The following is a 19,970-nucleotide window of genomic DNA, read 5'->3' on the forward strand; positions in this document are numbered from 1 at the left end:
CGCAGCACGCGCCGCATCTGTGTCAGGGCCGTACGGACATCCTGCTCGGGCGCAGGGGGCGCGGGGAAACGCCCTGCCGAAGTCAGCCCAGCACCTCAGCGATCGCCGCGATCGCGCCAGGACCCACCCGGCAGCACCCCCCGATGAGCCGGGCCCCGCCGGCCCGCCAGCCCTCGACCTCCGCCGCGGTGAACCGGGAGCGTCCGGTCCACTCCCGCGCGGACGCGTCCCACGCCTCGCCGCTGTTCGGATACACCACCACCGGCTTGCCGGTGACCCGCGCCGCCGTCTCCACTGCCGCGTCGACGTCCTCAGGGGCGCAGCAGTTCACGCCCACCGCGACGACCTCCTCGGCCTCGGCGGCCAGGGCGAACGCCTCCGTCAGCGGCTGCCCGGCCCGCGTCCGCTCCCCGGCCACGGTGTACGACAGCCACGCCGGCACCCCGAGCCCGCGCACGGCCCGCAGCAGCGCCTCGGCCTCGTCGGCGTCGGGCACCGTCTCCAGGGCGAGAACGTCGGGCGCGGCGGCGGCCAGCACCTCCAGCCGCGGCCGGTGGAACCGCTCCAGCTCGGCGACGCTCAGCCCGTACCGCCCCCGGTACTCGGAGCCGTCCGCGAGCATCGCCCCGTACGGGCCGACCGAGGCCGCCACCCACAGGGGTCGCCCGACGTCCTTCGCCCGGGCCTGCCGGGTCGCCTCACGGGCCAACTCCACGCTGAGGCCGAGGAGTTCGGTGGCCCGGGCGGAGTCGATGCCGCGCTTGGCGAAGCCCTCGAAGGTGGCCTGGTAGCTGGAGGTGATCGCCACGTCGGCGCCCGCCTCGAAGTAGGCGAGGTGGGCCTCGGTGATCGCCTCCGGCCGCTCGGCGAGCAGCCGGGCCGACCACAGCTCGTCGCTCAGATCGTGTCCGGCTGATTCGAGCTGGTTGGACATGCCGCCGTCGAGGACGAGCGGGCCGGCGGCGAGCGCCTCGACGAGCGCGGGGGAGGCGGCGGGGGAGGGGGAGGTGGTCCCCGAGGCATTGCTGGTCATGCGACGACGGTAATCGAGCCAGGGCCGTGGACCCGAACCGATTGTGTCCACCTTATGAACAGATTGACCACCATGTGGAACGCCGGGATACGATCACGCTCCTCCCCGTCCCGCCCTCCCCTTCCCCGGAACCGCCATGACCACCACCAGCACTCCCGAATCCGCCGAGCCCGAGCCGTCCCCGGCCGCCGTGTCCGACAGCTCCCGGACGGCCGAGCGCGGCTCCGCACCTGCCGCCGAGTCCGGCTCCGCACCTGCCGCCGCCGTACCCCCCGGCCGTAAGTTCGGTCTCGCCGCGGCCACCGCCCTCGTCATGGGCAACATCATCGGCGGCGGCATCTTCACGCTCCCCGCCGCCGTCGCCCCGTACGGCACGGTGAGCCTGGTCGCGTTCGTCGTTCTCTCCGTGGCCGCCGTCCTGTTGGCGCTGCTCTTCGGGAAGCTGGCGAGGCGCAGCCCGGTCACCGGCGGTCTCTATGTCTATCCGCGCGACGCCTTCGGCCCCTTCGCGGGCTTCCTGTCGGCGTGGTCGTACTGGACGATGTGCTGGGTCAGCATCGCCGCCCTCGCCGTGGGCGTAGTCGGCTACGTCGACGTGCTGATACCCCTGGGTGACGGCAAGGTCGTCCTCGCGGTGGTGGCCCTGGCCGCCCTGTGGCTGCCGGCCGCCGCGAACTTCGCGGGCACCCGCTACGTCGGCGCGGTGCAGATCGTCTCGACGGTCCTGAAGTTCGTGCCGCTGCTGCTGGTCGCCACCGTCGGCCTGTTCTTCGTCGACTTCGACAACTACGGCCCGTTCAACGCCTCCGGGGAGAGCGTCCCCGGCGCGATCGCCGCCTCCGCCGCCCTCCTCCTCTACAGCTTTCTCGGCGTCGAGTCGGCCGCCGTGAGCGCCGGCGAGGTCCGCGATCCGGAGCGCACCGTGGGCCGCGCCGGCATCCTCGGCACGGTCGCCTCGGCACTGGTCTACATCCTCGGCACGGTCGCCGTCTTCGGCCTCGTCCCGCACAAGGAACTCGTCGAGTCGGGAGCGCCGTTCGCCGACGCGGTGAACTCGATCGCCGGGGGCGGCTGGGGCGGCACGGTGATCGCGCTGGTCGCCGTCGCCTCGATCGTCGGCTGCCTCAACGGCTGGATCCTGCTGAGCGCCCAGATGCCGTACGCGGCCGCCCGCGACGGCCTCTTCCCGAAGCCGTTCGCCCGTCTCGGCAAGGGCGGCGTCCCCGGTTTCGGTGTCCTCGCCACTGCGGTCCTCGGCACGATCCTCATCGTCGTGAACTACGCGGACGACCCGGACACGGCGTTCCGCGTCCTCGTCCTCATCACCACGTTCACCGGCTGCGTCCCGTACCTGCTCTCGGCGGCCGCCCAGCTGTACTGGCTGGCCCGCGGCACCCGCGAGCTCCCCCACTCTCGGCTTCGCTCGAGCGGGAGGGGCCCCCATCGCCCCGCCGGCCTGGTCCGTGATCTGATCGTCGCCGGCCTCTCCTTCGCCTTCTCCTTCTGGCTGATCGCCGGCGCCGGCTACGCGGCCGTCTACCAGGGCGCCCTGTTCCTCTTCGCGGGCATCCCGGTCTACGTGTGGCTGCGCGGCCGGCAGGAGCGGCCCGAGGACACGGACGTCCAGAGCGGGAACACGTCCGGGACCGGCATCGAGACGGCGCCCTGAGCCGCTCGCGGGGCCAGGTGCGCAGCGGACTCCACACGGGTGCCGACGGCCGCCGCACGGCGATGTGCCCGGTGTGACGCAAGGCATACGTGTTCTGCGGCATACGCCCTCATCATCCGTTATGGGTAGCTTGGGGTGCTTGCCCCGTCCGCAGTGCCGCGTCATCGGGTGCACCGCCTGTCGATCCCTCGCTCTCCGGGAGACCCATGCGCCTCCGAATAGCCTCCGTGCCGCCTCTTGCCCTGACGGGTGGTGTGCTGACTGTCGGTGTCGGCGGTCTGTATCTGGCCGCGCTGCTCGTCGCGGGTGGTGAGATCGAGACGGGTACGACGGTGCGGGGGGTGGACATCGGCGGCCTCAGCCGTGCGGAGGCCATCCGCAAGCTGGACGATCACCTGGCGGCGGCCGGTTCGCGGGAGCTGGCCGTGAAGGTCGGTGACCGTACCGGCAGCGTCGACCCGCGGCAGGCCGGGCTCGGCTTCGACGCCGAGGAGACAGTCGACCGGGCGGTGCGCACGGGGTCCGATCCGATCAGCCTGCTCGGGGGGTTCTTCCGCTCCGGGGGTGACATCGAGCCGGTCGTACGCCTCGACGAGGGCAGGGCCCGCACCGCCCTCGGAACGCTGGCGAAGGCGCTCGACCAGAAGGTCCGCGACGGCTCCGTCACGTTCGAGGACGGCCGGGTCGAGCAGGTCGCCGCGCGCACTGGTCACGCCCTGGACGTGGACGCCGCGGTCAGCACCCTGCGGGCGGCCTTCCTGCGCGGCGCGGCGCACACCGTCACGGCCCTTCCGACGAAGGAGACCAAGCCGCGGGTGGCGACGGACGAGGTACGGCGGGCCGTGCGTGACTTCGCGCAGCCGGCCATGTCGGCGCCCGTCACGCTCACCGCGGGCGGCAGACGGTTCACGGTAGGCCAGGCCGTCCTGGGCGAGTACCTGACGCTGCGGCCGGACGCATCCGGCCGGCTGGTGCCGAGGCTGGACGTGAAGGGCCTGCGCTCCGCCCCGGCGGTCTCCGGCCCGCTGGCCGCCGTCACCGCCACGCCCGAGAACGCCGTACTGCGGCTGGACGGCGACCAGGTGGTGGTGGCGGACGACGCCCGGACCGGCGTACAGGTCACCGACAAGGCGCTCGGCCAGGCGGTGCTGCCGCTGCTCACCAAAGCGGGCGCCGCCCGGACCGGGGACGTGGCCACGCGACGGATCGAGCCGGAGGTGACCCGCGAGAACGCGGCGCGGCTCGGGCTGACGCAGAAGATGTCCTCCTTCACCGTGCACTTCGAACCGGCTCCCTACCGCACGAAGAACATCGGGCGGGCCGCGCAGCTCATCAACGGCTCGGTCGTCTCGCCGGGCGAGACCTGGAGCTTCAACCGGACCGTGGGCCAGCGCACCGAGGCCAACGGTTTCGCCGAGGGCATCATGATCCTCGACGACCAGTTCACCAAGGCGTCCGGCGGTGGTGTCTCCGCCGTGGCCACGACCGTGTTCAACGCGTTGTACTTCGCCGGCGTCAAGCCCGTGGAACACGGTGCGCACTCGTTCTACATCGAGCGTTATCCGGAAGGCCGTGAGGCGACCGTCGCCTGGGGAAGCCTCGATCTCAGGTTCACCAACGACTCCGGCCACGCCCTCTACATCCAGGCCGAGTCCACCGACACCTCGGTGACCGTCTCCTTCATCGGCACCAAGGCCTACGACGACATCAGGTCGGTGAAGGGGCCCCGCACCCATGTGACGCCGCCGGAGCGGAAGGTGAGCGTCGACGAGAAGTGCGTACCGCAGACCCCGCTGGAGGGCTTCGACGTCACCGTCGAACGCGTCTTCTACGACGACGGCAGGGTGGTGAAGCGGGAGCCGTACCGTACGCACTACACCCCGCGTGACGAGATCATCTGCGAAGCCCCTGAAGGATCGGACGGCGGCGGGCCCGACGCCGGCTAGGGTCTTTCGCCCGGATCATGCCGACTTCGGGCCACGGTGCCCCGACCCTGCCGGTTGAGCGGGGCGTGGTGCGTGCGGCGCAAGGCGGAGGAGGGGGTCAACGCGCCGGGGGTCCCCACGCCGGGTTCTCGTGCTCCGGGTTCACCCCGTGGCCGTGTGTCGGCCGCCTCCTCGCCGCTTGCCCTTGCCGCGGCGTCTGCTCATCGGTACGGCGAGGCCGCAGAGCAGGCCGAGGGTCAGGGCGTACGGCCACCAGCCGAGGCCGGTGTCGGCCGAGGCATGGGTGTTCAGGGTGTCGGGGCCCCGGACGTCGCTGTCGGCGCCCGCGGCGGCACCGGCCTTCGGTGACGCGCTCGCCTTCCCGGCCGTCAGGACGACGTCGTTGCCGTCGCCGCCCCGGTAGCTGATCCGGTACGTGTTGTCGGCCAGTTTCACCGTCGCGCCCTCGCGCAGACCGGTGAACGTGCCGGTGGTGGTGCCCCTGCCGGTGTGGTCGATCACGGTGACCTCGTCGCCGGGGCCGCCGACGGCGCCGAGGGCCGCGAAGTCCAGCCCGCCGGCCAGCCGTACCGCCCCGGAAACCTTCAACGGCTTCTCGCGCAGCACCAGTTGGCCCCGCCCTGTCTGGGTGTAGGCGCCGGTCACCGTGAGGCCGGCCACGACCACACCGGCGTTGGTCACCGAGCCCCGCACCGTGCCCTTGCCGGACAGGGAGCGGCTCACCCGCAGCCCGGCCGTGCCGACGTCGAGCTTCGCCCCGGCGGTGGTCAGCCGGATCCCCTTGCTGTGCGCCAGGGTCGCGCCCGAGCGGAGCGCGAGCGTCCCCTTGGTGACGGTCGTCCGTCCGGTGTAGGTGATCCCGCTGCCCGTCAGCGTCGTCGTCGCGGCGCCGGACTGGGTGAGGGAGCCGCTGCCGCCGATCCTGGACAGCGACACGGGCTTGGCGACGTTGCGGACGACCAGCGCACCGTTGTTGACGACCTTGTAGAGGTCGCCCTTGGTGTACAGCCCGCCGTCACCGCCCCGCTTGCCGCTGCCCAGCCGCAGCACCGCGTTCTTCTGGATCGTCGTCGAGCCGTTGTAGTACTGGACGGCCGCGAAGGTGACGTCATTGCCCTTCGTACCCTTGATGACGATGTCCCCGGCGCCGGGCGCGGACAGCGTGTCGTGGAACCTGCCGCCGCCGATGGGGGCGCCCAGGGTGACCGGGCCGTTGTAGTCGAAGGTGAGCCGTGAACGGGACCGTGCGGCGAGGAGGTTGATGTAGACCGTCTCGGCGGTGCCCGGCATGAAGATCTTGTTCGTGGTGCCGTCGCCCCACTGGACGTTCGCGCCCTTGATGTTGGTGCCGCGCTTGTTGACGTTCTTCCGGGCGGGCGTCCAGTTGAGGGCGGGGTCGCTGAGCGAGGGGTCGGTGTCGCCGCCCCGGTCCGACCAGCTGTACTGGCCGGTGAGGATCACCTTGCTGCCGGGCCGGGACTGGACGTTGATGTCGCTGCCGTACTCGCGCTGGTAGAAGTCCATGCCCTGGGTGACGGTCTGCCCCAGGGGTGTGTCCACGGTCCAGGTGCCCTGGTTGAGGATCTTGCGCACCCCGGGCAGCGAGGTCGCGTACTCCGGCGCGCCCGCGTTGAGCTGCGTCCCGTTATCGATGACACCGGTGAACGGGTGGGTGCCCGACAGGTCCCAGGTGGCCCAGAGGAACCTCGGCTGGCTGACCAGTCCCGAGCCGCTGATGGTGCCCAGGTTGTACTGGACGTCCTTCAGCGCCAGCCGCAGGGTGCCGTCGACCCTGATGTTGTCCTGGTTGAGCCGGAACGCCGGGGTGTCGTAAGGGAAGTGGCCGATCAGTCCGGTCCCGCCGCCGTTCCCGTACTGGAGGGTCGCGCCCTTCGCGACGGTCACGGCCGGCGGGTCCGGGTTCGTCACGGTGACGTACGGGTGGTTGCCGCCGAGCGTCCTCACGACCTGCCGCTGCCGGGACGTGGGCAGGGTGAAGTCGCTGTTCCTGGTGAGGATCAGCGTGCCGGTGCCCCGCACGGTGAGTGTCCCGGTGCCGCTGAAGGTGCCGTCGTACGTCGTCGTCCCGGGCGGCACGGTCACCACCGTGTCGCCGTCGAGCCGGATGTTCCGGCCCGCCAGCACCTCGGCGGTCACATCGCGGGGGCCGGCGGCGGTCGCGGTCGGGGCACCGAGCATCAGGGCGGTGACCGCCAGGGCTCCGGCGGCCGCCGCTGTCTTGTGGATATGGCTGCGCACGACCTCGGAGACGGCCGGGACGTCACCCGATAACAGAAAATCGGCGACGGTCCCGCTGCCGACCGCTTCGCGGCGAGGTCAGCCGCTGAGCGGGAAGACGCGGAAGGGGGTGTCCCCGGTCCACGCGAACTCGCCCGCGGGCAGGCAGTTCTCCTCACGGTCGCGCCCGAGACCGTCGCAGTGCTCGGCGCTCAGCCTGAGGAAGGTGGCGACGGTGTGCCCGCCGACGCTGAGCGGGGCGAACGGGGGAGAGGCCGGGACGGAGAAGGGCCGGCCGTCCGGTCCGGTGAACCCGCTCCGCAGCACCTCGCGGCCGAAGACGAAGTGCCTCTCCTGGGCCGTGCCCCGGTCCAGGACATAGCGGGCCCCGAGGACCTTCGCGTCGAAGTCGTCGATCGGGTCCGCCTCCTGGGGGCGGTAGCCCCGGGGGTAGACGGGGCGCTCGTCGTCGGCCGCCGTGACCCAGCTCGGCCCGACCCGCACCCACCGCTCTCCGGCGAACGCCTCGCGGCACGGCGGAGGCCCGATGATCCGCTCGTCGATCCCGAGCAGCTCGTTCTGGTTCGTCCCCTCCCACAGGCAGACGTGCTCCAGAGGCGGAACGGCGGCCTCGGCGGCCGTCGCTCCGGCCAGGGTCGCCGCCAACGCGGCGGACACCACGGCCGCAAGGAACCGGGCTGGTCTCATGGGCTGTCACCTCTCGGCTTTCCAGGTACGGGACTTGGTCCCAGCCGACCATGCACGGCCCCCTCGCGCCCCCGCACACGGTCGTTCGAGTGAGTGAACGATGGAAAGCGCTCTCTTCCATCGCGTCAGACCCGTTGACCTCCCGAGAGCGCGCCCTTACCTTTTCGCCGTTCGGAGTGACTGATCTTGTGCGAAATGCCGAACGATTCTGTTCCTTTTTGTGTCGCCTCGCACGCTCCGACGCCCCCACGACCCCCACACGCAGAACCTTCAGAGAGGCAGACCGCATGAGCCGCGACCACGCCTTGCCCCTACCCCCCGACCGCAGGCTGCTGCTGAAGGGCGCCCTGGCCGCCGGCACCCTCACCGCGCTGCCCGGCGTCGCCCACGCGGCGACCGGCGGACCGGCCGCTTCCCCGGCGGAACCGGGTGCAGCCGCCCCTTACGTCAACCCCCTGGTCCGCAACCGTGCCGACCCGCACATCCACCGCCACCGCGACGGCTTCTACTACTTCACGGCCACCGCACCCGAGTACGACCGGATCATCCTGCGCAGATCCCGCACCCTGCGCGGGCTGTCGACCGCGTCCGAGTCCGTGATCTGGCGCAAGCACGCCACCGGTGTCATGGGCGCCCACATCTGGGCGCCGGAGATCCACCACATCGACGGCAAGTGGTACATCTACTTCGCCTCCGCGCCCGCCGAGGACATCTGGGCCATCCGGATCTGGGTCCTGGAGAACGCGCACCCCAACCCGTTCAAGGGCGCCTGGGTCGAGCGCGGCCAGCTGAAGACCGCCTGGGAGACCTTCTCCCTCGACGCCACCACCTTCACCCACCGCGGCACCCGCTACCTGGCCTGGGCGCAGCACGAGCCCGGAATGGACAACAACACCGCGCTCTGGCTGTCGAGGATGGCCGACCCACTGACCCTGACCGGGCCGCAGGTCCGGCTCTCCACCCCGGAGCTGCCCTGGGAGGTCATCGGCTTCAAGGTCAACGAGGGCCCGTCCGTCATCCGGCGCAACGGCCGCCTGTTCATGTCGTACTCGGCGAGCGCCACCGACTTCCACTACTGCATGGGTCTGCTGACGGTCGACGAGGACGCCGACCTGATGAACCCCGCGAACTGGTCGAAGTCCCCGACACCGGTCTTCACCAGCAACGACACCACCAAGCAGTACGGGCCCGGCCACAACAGCTTCACCGTCGCCGAGGACGGCCGCACGGATGTCCTCGTCTACCACGCCCGCCAGTACAAGGACATCGTCGGCGACCCCCTGAACGACCCCAACCGCCACACCCGCGTCCAGCGCCTCGGCTGGAAGCCCGACGGAACCCCCGACTTCGGCGTCCCCGTCGCCGACACCCCCACCTCGGGCGCCCGGAAGGAGAGCTGAGATGAGACGTGCCTACGCGGTACTCCTCGCGCTCTGTCTGGCGCTGGCCGGTGCCCTCGTCACCGCGGGCCCGGCCCAGGCGGCACCCCGGACGGTCCCCAACGGCATCCGGTTCACCGACAGCGGCGGCAACCCCGTGCACGCGCACGGCGGCGGGGTCATCAAGGTCGGCTCGTACTACTACTGGTTCGGCGAGCACCGGAACCCCGACAACACCTTCAAGTACGTGTCCGCGTACCGGTCGGCGGACCTGAAGAACTGGGAGTTCCGTAACAACGTCCTGACCCAGGCCACCGACCCGGAGCTCGCGACCGCCAACATCGAGCGACCGAAGGTCATGTACAACGCGTCCACCGGCAAGTTCGTGATGTGGATGCACAAGGAGAACGGCGTCGACTACAGCGAGGCCCGCGCCGCCGTCGCCGTCTCCGACACCGTCGACGGCAACTACACCTGGCGGGGCAGCTTCCGTCCGCTCGGCCAGCACATGTCCCGTGACATCACCACCTTCGTGGACACCGACGGCACCGGCTACATGATCTCGGCGGCCCGCGAGAACTACGACCTCCAGATCTACCGGCTCACGGCCGACTACACGCAGATCGCCGCCCTCGTCGCCGACCCCTGGCACGGCGGCCACCGCGAGGCCCCGGCCCTGTTCAAGCGGGGCGGCGTCTACTTCATGCTCACATCGGGCGCCACCGGCTGGAACCCCAACCAGCAGCAGTACGCCACCGCCACCAGCATCGCCGGCCCCTGGACGGCCATGGCGAACATCGCAGACTCCACGACGTTCGGGTCGCAGACCGCGTACGTCCTGCCCGTGCAGGGCACGTCGACCACCTCGTACCTGTACATGGGCGACCGCTGGGGCAACTCCTTCGGCGGCACGGTCAACGACTCCCGCTACGTGTGGCTGCCGCTGACCTTCCCGACCTCGACCACGATGTCCCTGTCCTGGTCGCCGGAGATCACGATCGACACCTCCACCGGCACCGTCAGCGGCACCAGCGCCACGTACAACACGCTGGTCGCGCGCCACTCCTCCCGGTGCGCGGATGTCACGAGTCAGTCGCTGTGGGCGGGCGCCCAGATCAAGCAGTACGCCTGCAACGGCGGCAACAACCAGAGGTACTGGTTCAAGTCCGTCGGCGGTGGCTACTACCAGCTGGTGACCCGCCACAGCTCCCTGTGCCTGCGGGAGAACGCGAACACGGTGACCCAGGAGAACTGCGACTCCTCGGCGACGAACCAGCAGTGGTCCCTGACCACCACCGGCTCCTACGTGAACGTCACGTCCCGGGCGACCGGTGAGTGCCTGGACGTGAACGGCGCGTCCACCGCCGACTCGGCCGCGATCATCACGTACACGTGCAACGGCGGAACCAACCAGCAGTGGACGCGCGGAACATGACTGGACGTCAGTTTAGCAGGTCGATCGCGTCGATCGCCGTCCCGGCACTCAGATAGGAGGTCGTCCCCGACCCGCTCACCACGTTGATCCTCAGCACGTTGTACTGACTCGGGTCCGTCAGCCAGGCGGACGCCGGGACGCTGTAGGTGAACGTGTGGTTGTTGCCCCGGTAGGACCCGTTGGTCAGGGACCGCGTGTTCGGCTGGGTGGGCGGGGAGGGGATCGCCGACGTCCATCTGTCGTTGACGACGACCTGCGGACGGCCGTTGGCATAGGCCGTCGTCACCCCGATGCGCAGGGTGTGGGCGGCGGCGGCCTGCGCGGCGGTCAGCCTGAAGTACACGAGGATGCCGCTGTTGACGTCCTTCCACAGGTAGCAGGGGAAGGCGGACGTCTCGGTGCCGCTGCCGATGACGACGTTGCCCGTCCAGGCGGCCGCCCGGACGTCCGACGGATGCGCGTACGTCATCAGGTCGGCGTTCTTGAAGCCGCTGGGCGTGCCGTTCCAGTCGTTGATCCGCCAGACCGCGCTCGCCCTGGACGGGTCGTTCGACGACGGGATCGCGATCGAGTTGAGCGTCGTCGTACCGCCCGCCGTGACCGACACCGAGGTGGTGTACACCGCCAGCTCGCCCTTGAAGACGGTCAGGGTGTACGTCCCCGGGAGCACCCCCGAGAGGGAGAACCAGCCGTCCGACGACCGAGCCGAACCCCAGTACTGGGCCGAGGAGTTGGCGAGCCCCACGGTGTACGCGTACGCCGTGTCGCGCCCGGTGATGCCGACGCCCGCGACCCGGCCCCGGCCGCCCGCGCCGACGTACCCGGCGATGCCGAGCGAATCCGCCCACGGGGTGGTCAGCGTGCCGGGGAACAGCGACGAGGAGGGCGCCCCGCCGTCCGTGAACGCGATGACATACGGGCCCTGGAGGCCGAACCGCTGCTCCTCGGTCTGGTTCTGCCCGTAGTACAGGATCTCGTACAGCCCGCCGCCGTCCGCGCTCTGGTGGCGCAGCAGCGAGCGGTAGAACGGGCCGCCGGAGGCCTTCTCGTGGTTGGAGCGCACGATCCACAGGCCGACGCCGTTCGCGGACCAGCCGACGTAGTCGTAGTCGATCACCCGCAGCCTGGAGAAGTGCTTCGAGCGGGTCTGGCCGTCGGCCTTCCTGAACACGTCCGAGGCCTCGATGGTGGTGGGCGCGTACGTGTAGGAGTCGGGCTCGTCGTTGCGGAACAGGCCCGCCCTCACGCGCAGGATGAAGCGGGTCGCCGAGACCGAGGTGTCGGCCTTGTTGGTCCACATGTAGATGTTGTTCTCGCCGCTGCGGGCCGCGTAGTAGTGCCGGAGCGTGCCGTGGGTGACGGAGACCAGGATCGTCGAGCCCGACTGCCGGATCGTCACCGTGGAGCTGCCGAGGCCGGATTCGATGTGCGAGTTCATGCCGCCGTAGCCCTGGTACTCCGTGCCCCGGTGGACGAGCGACGCCAGGTCGCCGTTGCTCTTCCTGACCTTGAACACGAGGTTCGCGCCGGTGTCGACGACATAGTGGGTGCCGTCGTCGCTCCAGCCGAACGCGGCGGCGCGGGCGGTGCCGGCGAGCGGCCCGGCGAGTGCCGCGCCGGCCGCGGTGGCGGCCGTGCCGAGGACGAAGCCGCGGCGGCCGAGCGCCGGTCTGTCGGTGGCCTGGGGCATGGGGGTGCCTCCTCGGGAGGTGGGGGAGTGCGGGTGCTTCGGAGGGTGACAGTTGAATCGATTTCGCGAAAGGGCTTTCGCATCAGTGGAGTTGGCAACCCTGTGAATATTCCCAGTCGTCTAGAAAGCGCTTGTCGAACGGGGTACGGTCCAGCCGCCGGGTCTTGTCATCCTCCCGAGGAGCCGCAATGAGACGTTTCACCGTCGCCGCGCTGACAGCGGCGGCCCTGGGTATCGTCCTGTCGGCCGTACCGGCCCGGGCACACCACGGCCGACCCGCCCTGGGTCCGGTGAACTGCGCCGGGACCGCCTGCCACTTCGACATCCCCGCCGGTACGTACGACGTGACCGTCCGCCTCGGCGGCGAGAGCGCCGCGAGCACGCGGATCACCGGCGAGACGCGCCGCGCCCTCCTGCCCGAGACGGCGACGGCGGCCGGCGAGCCCGTGTTCCGCAGCTTCACCGTGAACGTCCGCACCCCCGAGGGCGAACCCACCGGCGCCGACGGCACCCCCGGTCTCGACCTCGTCATCGGCGGCTCCGCGCCCGCGCTGGCCGACATCCGGGTGACCCCCGCCGAGCGGGCCCGGCAGATCCTCCTCGTCGGTGACTCCACGGTCTGCGACCAGCCCGGTGACCCGTACTCCGGCTGGGGCCAGCAGCTCCCGCAGTACCTGCGCAAGGGCCTCTCCGTCGCCAACCACGCCGACTCCGGCGAGAGCACGGTGTCCTACCTCGCCGACACGCGGCTGTGGGCGACCGTCCAGCCGCGGATCCGCCACGGCGACCTGGTGCTGATCCAGCTCGCCCACAACGACAAGCAGACCGACGAGGCCACCTACCGCGCAAACCTGGAGACCCTGGTCGCGGGCGTCCGCGAGAAGGGAGGCAAGCCGGTCCTGGTCACCCCGATCGTGCGCCGCTGGTTCAACGCGGACGGCACCCTCAACAACAACACGGCCCTCCTCGTCAACGGCCTCGGTGTCGACCACCCGGCAGTCGCCCGCTCCGTCGCGGCCGCTCACGACGTGCCCCTGATCGACCTCACCGCGAAGACGAAGGCCCTGGTGGAGTCCCTGGGCACCGAAGCCTCGAAGGCGCTCTACCTCTCCGACGAGAAGCGCGACAACACCCACACCTCCGTCCACGGCGCCACCGTGTACGCCGGCCTCGTCCGCGACGAACTCGTCGCCCGGGGGCTGGTGCCCGCCGGGCGGACCAGGGTGGGATGAGCCCCTGGGGCGCCCCGACCGGAACCGGGGCGCCCCAGGTTCCAACCGACGGCGACGACCCAGGAAAGCGTGCCCACATGCCCTCCCAGCCCGACGAGGACCGCAGCCTCAGCCCGTACACCGGCTACACCCGAGCCCACTGGGAGGCCGCCGCCGACGCGCTGCTGGCCGCCGTGGAGCCGTACGCGACCGCCGACGGCGCCCTGTACGACCTGCCCGGCGACCGCACGAGCTGGTCGGGCCGCCTCTCGGACGGGCTGGAGGGTTACGCCCGTACGCTGCTCCTCGCCGCGTTCCGCAAGGACGACAAGGCCCTCGCGCGCTACGGTGACGGACTCGCGGCCGGTGTCTCCGGGGTGTGGCCGCGTATCGAGGACCGTGGTCAGCCGCTCGTGGAGGCGGCGTCGATCGCCCTCGCGCTCCGTCTGACCCGGCCGCTGCTGTGGGACCGCCTCGACGACGGTGTGCGCCAGCGCGCGGCGGCCTGGCTCGGCGACGCGCTCACCGCCGAACCCTGGCCGTGCAACTGGGAGTTGTTCCCGGTGGCCGTCGGCGGGTTCCTTGCGGAGATCGGCCACGAGCCGGAACGGTCCCGCCGGGTGATCGAGGAGCGGCTCGACCGCATCGAGCAGTGGTACCTCGGCGACGGCTGGTACACCGACGGCGACGGCCGCAAGTTCGACTACTACAACGGCTGGGCGATGCATCTCTACCCGGTTCTGCACGCCTGGCTCGCCGGCGACGAGCGCCTGCTGGACCTGTACGGCGGCCGCCTGTCGACCCATCTCGCCGACTACTCCCGCCTGTTCGGGGGCGACGGCGCCCCGATGCACCAGGGCCGCTCCCTCACGTACCGCTTCGCCACCACCGTCCCGCTCTGGCTCGGCGCGCTGACGGGCCGTACGCCGCTGGGCCCGGGTGAGACACGACGGCTGGCGTCCGGCGCCCTGAAGTACTTCCTCGACCGGGGCGCGGTCGACGACCGGGGCCTGCTGTCGCTGGGCTGGCACGGCCCCGACCCGGCCGTCCTCCAGGGCTACTCGGGCCCCGCCTCCCCGTACTGGGCGAGCAAGGGTTTCCTCGGTCTGCTGCTGCCGCCCGACCACCCGGTGTGGACGGCGCCCGAGGAGCCGGCGCCCGTGGAACGGGCCGACGAACTGCGACCGCTCGGCCCGCCCAACTGGCTGCTCCAGTCGACCCGTTCGGACGGCCTGGTCCGCCTCCACAACCACGGCAGCGAGGACGTCCGCTACGACCCGTACTACACCCGTCTGGCGTACTCCACCGTGACGGCGCCCGTGCCCCTCGCGGAGCCCCCGGCGTCGTACGACAACAGCGTGATCGTCGACGGCGACGCGAGCCGGACGGACATCGAACCGCTCGGTGTCGGCGAGGGGTGGGCGGCGTCCCGCCACACGGCCGGCGGGGGAGCGCGGGTGACGAGCCTCGTTCTCGTCCGTGGGGCGGTGGAGGTGCGGGCCCACCTCGTGGCGGGGGCGGCGCCCGGAACGCCGGTGCGCCTGACCGGCTGGGCGGCGGCCGACGGCGTCCGCGCCGAGCTCCGGCCGGCCGTCGGCCTCACCCGTGCCGCCGGTGAACACGACGGCGGGACGGGTCCGGGCTCCCTCACCGGAGCGACGGCCGACGGCGCCACGCTCTTCGTCGCCCTGGCCCGGCTGACGGCCGAGCCGGATCCGGCGCCGCTGGTGGACACGGTGTCCGTGCGGCTCGGTGAGGCGGGGGACCTGCGCGTCCGCTGGGCCGACGGGCCGGAGGTCCGGGCCCGTGTGGCGGACGGATCGGTCGTCCCCGTGGACCTGGTGCCGGTCAGGGCGCACCGCGCGGAGGCGGCCGGGTGACCGCGACGAACGCCGCGGGGCCCACCACGCACACGCGGTGCGGCCTCCAGGGCGCGGTAGGACGGGCCGACCGAGCCGCACCGCGTCCACAGCCCGACGAGCGACGCGCCCCGTTGTCGGAGGAGCACCTGGGCATCGAGGGCGTGGAACTGATCCTCATGGACGCCGATGTCGCCGGCCCGGTGCGGAGGGCGCTGACGGCGGCGGGCTCGACGACGATGACATCGGCGAGCGCTGAAGTGCCGTCCTTCGTCGGCCGGCGCAGTGACGGTGGCCTGCCGGCGCCCCGTCAGGGCGGTGGCGGAGCCGAGCCGTTCGGGCGGCAGTTCGTCGCGCACGATGCTGATGCCGAGCGCGACGACACCGGCCGCGAGGCCTTGGGGTGCGCGGCCTGTGATCAGCGGGGCCAGGCAGTCGCTGAGGGCGGCGACCATGGAGTCGGCCGCCGGCATGGTCAGGCTGAGCAGGAGCATGCGGCGCTTGGCGATCATGTCGCTGAGGCGGCCCGGGCAGCGGCGACGGCGTCCCCAGCGGTGTGGCGGTGACCGCCCAGGAGGGGTTTAGGGCGGAGGCGTCCAGGATGTGGGGCAGCTCCGGGACCTACAGGCTCCGGCGGAACAGGTCCAGCGGCGCGGTCCAGTGTCGTTCGGCGGCCCCGGCGTCGTACGCCTCGGTGTCGGCCGTGAGCGCCGGTCCGGACCCAGGGGCAGGGGGTGTTGTGAAAGTCCAGTGCGGTGCCCGCGGTGTCCGGTGCGTGGCCTCGGCGTGCCGGACGAAGGCCCTCGTTGCGGCGCTACGTGGGTCTTTGGCCGGTGCGGCGGGGGTGCGTGCCGGGCGCCGCGGGTGCTGTGCGGGACCTTCACAACACCCTAGGACATCAAGGGTAATCTGCCTACTTCAAACGCCCTCTCAGAGGGCGCCCACCTGGAAGGCATAGGACACGGCGTGTACCCGGTTGCGAAGGCCGTGTCGCTGGACGATCCGGCGTAGAACGTTCTTGACGGTGCGTTCGGAGCATTGGAGGCGGATGGCGGCTTCGGCGGTGTCCAGTCCCTCGGCCAGCAGTCGCAGGACCTCCACCTCGCGCTCCTCCAGCTGCTCGCCCTTGGCCCTGCTCAGCTCGGAGCGGTTACCGAGTGAGCGCCGTAGCTGCTCGATCAGCAGCGGGGAGACGGAACCGGGGAAACCCGCGTCCCCGTCGGCGAGGATGAACGCGGTCTCCACGATCTTCGTCAGGGTTGCCTGCGAACGGGAGAGAACACCGGCCAGGCCGTAACGGACGGCACGAGCCAACTGCGCCTGGGTGAGGTGGTCGGTCACCAGGAGGATGCGTGGGGCGGACGACTCCGCGTCCTGCGTGGCCCGCTTCATCCAGCGGATCGTGTCGTCGGTGACGGTGTGCACCAGGACGATGAGCAGTCCGGCCACACCCGGCGTGTCCGGGGAGACGCAGCCGATACCGTCCACGGACCTCAGGTAGGCGGTCAGTGCTTCCTCGAGCAGGGGGTCGTCGGTGACGACGGAAATACTGACCGGACGCACTCCAAAACTCCTGCACTCGAGCGGAATCGGGTTCACTGGTCGCCGACGTGATGGTCACGCCGGCAACGTCCCGGCGTAGGGGTCCTGCCTACGCCCCGCCAAGGCCGTACAGCCGAGGTTGCCGTGGATGTCCAGGACGGCGGCGGGCCGGTTGAGGGTGATGTAGTGGAGGCCGGGCGCACCTTCGGCGAGCAGTTTCGCGGCCATCTCCGTGGCGTGATCGACACCGATACGGTGGCCGGCCGCCGCGTTTCCCCTGGCCGCCTCCAGCCGAGCGGCCAGGTCCTCGGGAAACGTCGCGTTGCTCAACTCGGCGAAGCGGCGGATCTGGTCGGCGCTGGTGGCCGGCATGATCTCGGGGATGATCGGAGTGGTGCACCCGCAGGCTTCGACCCTGTCGCGGAACCGCAGGTAGTCCTCGACCCGGAAGAACATCTGGGTGACGGCGTAGTCGGCGCCGGCTCGGCACTTGCTGACGAAGTGCCGGATGTCGCTCTCCTCGTCGGGTGAGCGCGGATGGCGCTCGGGGAACGCGGCCACGCCGATGCTGAAGTCACCCAAGTCCTGGACCAGGGACACCAGTTCGGAGGCGTGGGTGAGGCCCTGCGGATGTGCCCGCCACGGCCCTCGCGGATCGCCGGGAGGATCGCCGCGCAGCGCGAGGACGTCCCGGACGCCCGCGTCCGCGTACTGGCCGATGATGCGGCGCAGTTCCGCGACCGAGTGGCCGACCGCGGTGAGGTGGGCGACCGGACGCAACGTGGTCTCGGTCAGGATGCGTCCGGTCAGCGCGACCGTGCGGTCCCGGGACGACCCACCGGCGCCGTAGGTGACCGAGACGAACGTCGGCGACACCGCCTCGATCCGGCGCAGCGCCTGCCACAGCAGGCGCTCACCCCTGTCGGTCCTCGGCGGGAAGAACTCGAAGGAGAAGGAGGGGCGACCCGTGGCGAGGGCCGTGCGCAGGGTGTCTCTGCGGTGCCGGCGATTCCGGCGCCCGGATCGGTCGTTCCTCAGCACACGCGATCCAGGTGCGGCGCCAGAAGATCGAAGGACGCGGCGGGGTACGCCCGCTCCAGCCGGGCCAGCAGGGCCGTGGACGTCACGTCGTACCCTTGCGGGCCGGTTGTCGTCAGTGCCGTGGAAGCGAGGACGCATCCGAGTCGGGCCGCTGTCTCCAGCGGCACACCCCAGCCGACCGCCGCGAGATACCCGGCCCGGAAGGCGTCCCCGGCGCCGGTGGGCTCCGTCACGGTCTCGACCGGAACCGCGGACACCTTGATCGTTTCCTGGCCGGAGCGCTCGATCGACACCCCGTCCTTGCCCAGCGTGACAACCCACGTCCCCACCCGGCCCAGTACGTCCTCGACCGACCAACCGGTCCTGCGCAGGAGCAGGGCGCGTTCGTAGGCGTTGGTGAACAGATGGTCCGCCCCGGTGACCAGTTCCCTGATCTCATCGCCCTCCAGACGGGCGAGCTGCTGGGAGGGGTCGGCCGCGAAGGGGTAGCCGCGGTCACGGCACTCGCGGGTGTGGACGAGCATCGCCTTCGGATCGTTGGCCCCGATCAGGACCAGGTCCAGCCCTCCGATCCGGTGGGCGATCGGCGCGAGTCCGATGGTGTGCGCCTCGCTCATGGCGCCGGGGTAGAACGAGGCGAGCTGGTTGTCGGCCTTGTCGGTGGTGCAGACGAAACGAGCGGTGTGCTGGTCGCCGCTGACATGGACGGAGTCGATGTCCACCCCCCGTTCGCGCAGTCGTTCGCCGTACGACGACGTGAAGTCCGCGCCGACCGCGCCGACGAGGACGGGCCGTTCACCGAGAGTGGCCAGGCCGTAGGCGATGTTGGCGGCGACACCGCCCTCCCGGACGTCGAGGGTGTCGACCAGAAAGGAGAGCGAGACCGTGGAGAGCTGGTCGGCGATCAACTGATCCGTGATCAGGCCGGGGAAGGACATCAGGTGGTCGGTGGCGATGGAGCCGGTGACGGCCATGCGCATCGTCAGGCCCCCGCAGCCTTGCGCAGGGCGTCCACGCGGTCCGTGCGCTCCCAGGTGAAGTCGGGGAGCTCGCGGCCGAAGTGGCCGTACGCGGCGGTCTGGCCGTAGATCGGGCGGAGCAGGTCGAGGTCGCGGATGATCGCGGCGGGGCGGAGGTCGAAGACCTCGTCGATGGCCTTCTCGATCCTGTCCGTGCCGATCTTGGCGGTGCCGAAGGTCTCGACGAAGAGACCGACGGGCTCGGCCTTGCCGATGGCGTAGGCGACCTGGACCTCGCAGCGGGAGGCGAGGCCCGCGGCGACCACGTTCTTGGCGACCCAGCGCATCGCGTATGCGGCGGAACGGTCGACCTTGGACGGGTCCTTGCCGGAGAAGGCGCCGCCGCCGTGGCGGGCCATGCCGCCGTAGGTGTCGATGATGATCTTGCGGCCGGTGAGGCCGGCGTCGCCCATCGGGCCACCGATCTCGAAGCGGCCGGTCGGGTTGACCAGGAGGCGGTAGCCCTCGGTGTCCAGCTTGATGCCGTCGTCGAGGAGGGCCTTCAGCTCCGGCTCGACCACGAACTCGCGGATGTCGGGGGCGAGCAGGGACTCCAGGTCGATGTCGCCGGCGTGCTGGGAGGAGACGACGACCGTGTCGAGGCGGACCGCCTTGTCGCCGTCGTACTCGATGGTGACCTGGGTCTTGCCGTCGGGACGCAGGTAGGGGATGGTGCCGTTCTTGCGGACCTCGGACAGGCGCTTGGACAGACGGTGCGCCAGGAAGATCGGCAGCGGCATCAGCGTCGGCGTCTCGTCCGTCGCGTAGCCGAACATCAGGCCCTGGTCACCGGCGCCCTGGCGGTCCAGCTCGTCTCCCTCGCCCCTCCGGGAGGACCCCTCGATCCTGGACTCGTAGGCCGTGTCGACGCCCTGCGCGATGTCCGGGGACTGCGAGCCGATCGACACCGACACACCACAGGACGCTCCGTCGAAGCCCTTCGTCGACGAGTCGTAGCCGATGGCCAGGATCGTGTCCCGTACGAGCTGAGGTATCGGCGCGTAGGCCTTGGTCGTGACCTCGCCGGCCACGTGCACCAGGCCGGTCGTGATCAGGGTCTCGACGGCGACACGGGAGTTCGGGTCCTCGCGCAGCAGCGCGTCGAGGACGGCGTCGCTGATCTGGTCAGCGATCTTGTCGGGGTGACCTTCCGTCACGGACTCGGAAGTGAACAGGCGGCGGGCCATCGTGTAGTGCTTT

Annotated in this window: 15 protein-coding genes; 7 read left to right on the plus strand and 8 right to left on the minus strand. The window is 71.0% G+C overall.

Annotated elements, in window-relative coordinates; genetic code table 11:
* Positions 1–82 precede the first annotated feature (82 nt).
* Positions 83–1,033 carry a homocysteine S-methyltransferase gene (mmuM, locus tag ACZ43N_RS01920; RefSeq protein WP_468094375.1) on the minus strand — a complete coding sequence of 317 codons (951 nt, stop codon included), beginning with the start codon at positions 1,031–1,033 and terminating at the stop codon, positions 83–85.
* A 136-nt stretch (positions 1,034–1,169) separates the two neighbouring features.
* Between mmuM and ACZ43N_RS01925 the strand changes: the two genes are divergently transcribed.
* Positions 1,170–2,702, plus strand: coding sequence for an APC family permease (locus tag ACZ43N_RS01925; RefSeq protein WP_468094376.1), 1,533 nt, complete (start codon positions 1,170–1,172; stop codon positions 2,700–2,702).
* A gap of 206 nt (positions 2,703–2,908) precedes the next feature.
* Positions 2,909–4,648: a VanW family protein gene (locus ACZ43N_RS01930; protein WP_468094377.1), complete on the plus strand. Its 1,740-nt coding sequence runs from the start codon at positions 2,909–2,911 to the stop codon at positions 4,646–4,648.
* 141 nt (positions 4,649–4,789) lie between these two features.
* Here the strand turns inward: ACZ43N_RS01930 and ACZ43N_RS01935 are convergent, their stop codons facing one another.
* The gene (locus tag ACZ43N_RS01935; RefSeq protein ID WP_468094378.1) at positions 4,790–6,907 is read right to left on the minus strand and encodes an autotransporter; all 2,118 of its coding nucleotides are present in this window, start codon (positions 6,905–6,907) and stop codon (positions 4,790–4,792) included.
* A gap of 78 nt (positions 6,908–6,985) precedes the next feature.
* Complete coding sequence (locus tag ACZ43N_RS01940) at positions 6,986–7,594, minus strand: hypothetical protein (RefSeq protein WP_468094379.1); 609 nt, start codon at positions 7,592–7,594, stop codon at positions 6,986–6,988.
* Positions 7,595–7,881: 287 nt separating this feature from the next.
* Between ACZ43N_RS01940 and ACZ43N_RS01945 the strand changes: the two genes are divergently transcribed.
* The gene (locus tag ACZ43N_RS01945; RefSeq protein ID WP_468094380.1) at positions 7,882–8,994 is read left to right on the plus strand and encodes a glycoside hydrolase family 43 protein; all 1,113 of its coding nucleotides are present in this window, start codon (positions 7,882–7,884) and stop codon (positions 8,992–8,994) included.
* 1 nt (position 8,995) lies between these two features.
* The gene (locus tag ACZ43N_RS01950) at positions 8,996–10,408 is read left to right on the plus strand and encodes an RICIN domain-containing protein (RefSeq protein ID WP_468094381.1); all 1,413 of its coding nucleotides are present in this window, start codon (positions 8,996–8,998) and stop codon (positions 10,406–10,408) included.
* A 7-nt stretch (positions 10,409–10,415) separates the two neighbouring features.
* Here ACZ43N_RS01950 and ACZ43N_RS01955 read toward each other — a convergent pair whose 3' ends face one another.
* Positions 10,416–12,098 carry a rhamnogalacturonan lyase B N-terminal domain-containing protein gene (locus tag ACZ43N_RS01955; RefSeq protein WP_468094382.1) on the minus strand — a complete coding sequence of 561 codons (1,683 nt, stop codon included), beginning with the start codon at positions 12,096–12,098 and terminating at the stop codon, positions 10,416–10,418.
* A gap of 188 nt (positions 12,099–12,286) precedes the next feature.
* On the opposite strand from ACZ43N_RS01955, the gene ACZ43N_RS01960 reads away from it, so the two are divergent.
* From ACZ43N_RS01960 to ACZ43N_RS01970, 3 genes are all read left to right on the plus strand, one after another.
* Positions 12,287–13,330 carry a rhamnogalacturonan acetylesterase gene (locus ACZ43N_RS01960; protein WP_468094383.1) on the plus strand — a complete coding sequence of 348 codons (1,044 nt, stop codon included), beginning with the start codon at positions 12,287–12,289 and terminating at the stop codon, positions 13,328–13,330.
* Between the two features lie 77 nt (positions 13,331–13,407).
* A complete protein-coding gene (locus ACZ43N_RS01965; protein WP_468094384.1) occupies positions 13,408–15,189 on the plus strand; it encodes a DUF2264 domain-containing protein in 1,782 nt (593 codons plus the stop codon).
* Between the two features lie 143 nt (positions 15,190–15,332).
* Complete coding sequence (locus tag ACZ43N_RS01970; RefSeq protein WP_468094385.1) at positions 15,333–15,734, plus strand: hypothetical protein; 402 nt, start codon at positions 15,333–15,335, stop codon at positions 15,732–15,734.
* 364 nt (positions 15,735–16,098) lie between these two features.
* Here the strand turns inward: ACZ43N_RS01970 and ACZ43N_RS01975 are convergent, their stop codons facing one another.
* From ACZ43N_RS01975 to metK, 4 genes are read right to left on the minus strand one after another with little or no spacing between them, the layout of a single operon-like run.
* Positions 16,099–16,731: a response regulator transcription factor gene (locus ACZ43N_RS01975; RefSeq protein WP_468094386.1), complete on the minus strand. Its 633-nt coding sequence runs from the start codon at positions 16,729–16,731 to the stop codon at positions 16,099–16,101.
* A 54-nt stretch (positions 16,732–16,785) separates the two neighbouring features.
* On the minus strand, positions 16,786–17,697 hold the full coding sequence (metF, locus tag ACZ43N_RS01980) for a methylenetetrahydrofolate reductase [NAD(P)H] (protein ID WP_468094678.1): 912 nt from the start codon (positions 17,695–17,697) through the stop codon (positions 16,786–16,788).
* Between the two features lie 47 nt (positions 17,698–17,744).
* Positions 17,745–18,731, minus strand: coding sequence for a carbohydrate kinase family protein (locus ACZ43N_RS01985; protein WP_468094387.1), 987 nt, complete (start codon positions 18,729–18,731; stop codon positions 17,745–17,747).
* A 2-nt stretch (positions 18,732–18,733) separates the two neighbouring features.
* The gene (gene metK, locus ACZ43N_RS01990) at positions 18,734–19,957 is read right to left on the minus strand and encodes a methionine adenosyltransferase (RefSeq protein WP_468094388.1); all 1,224 of its coding nucleotides are present in this window, start codon (positions 19,955–19,957) and stop codon (positions 18,734–18,736) included.
* Between the last annotated feature and the right edge of the window lie 13 nt (positions 19,958–19,970).

It is taken from the genome of Streptomyces sp. NPDC030814 (assembly GCF_055572155.1).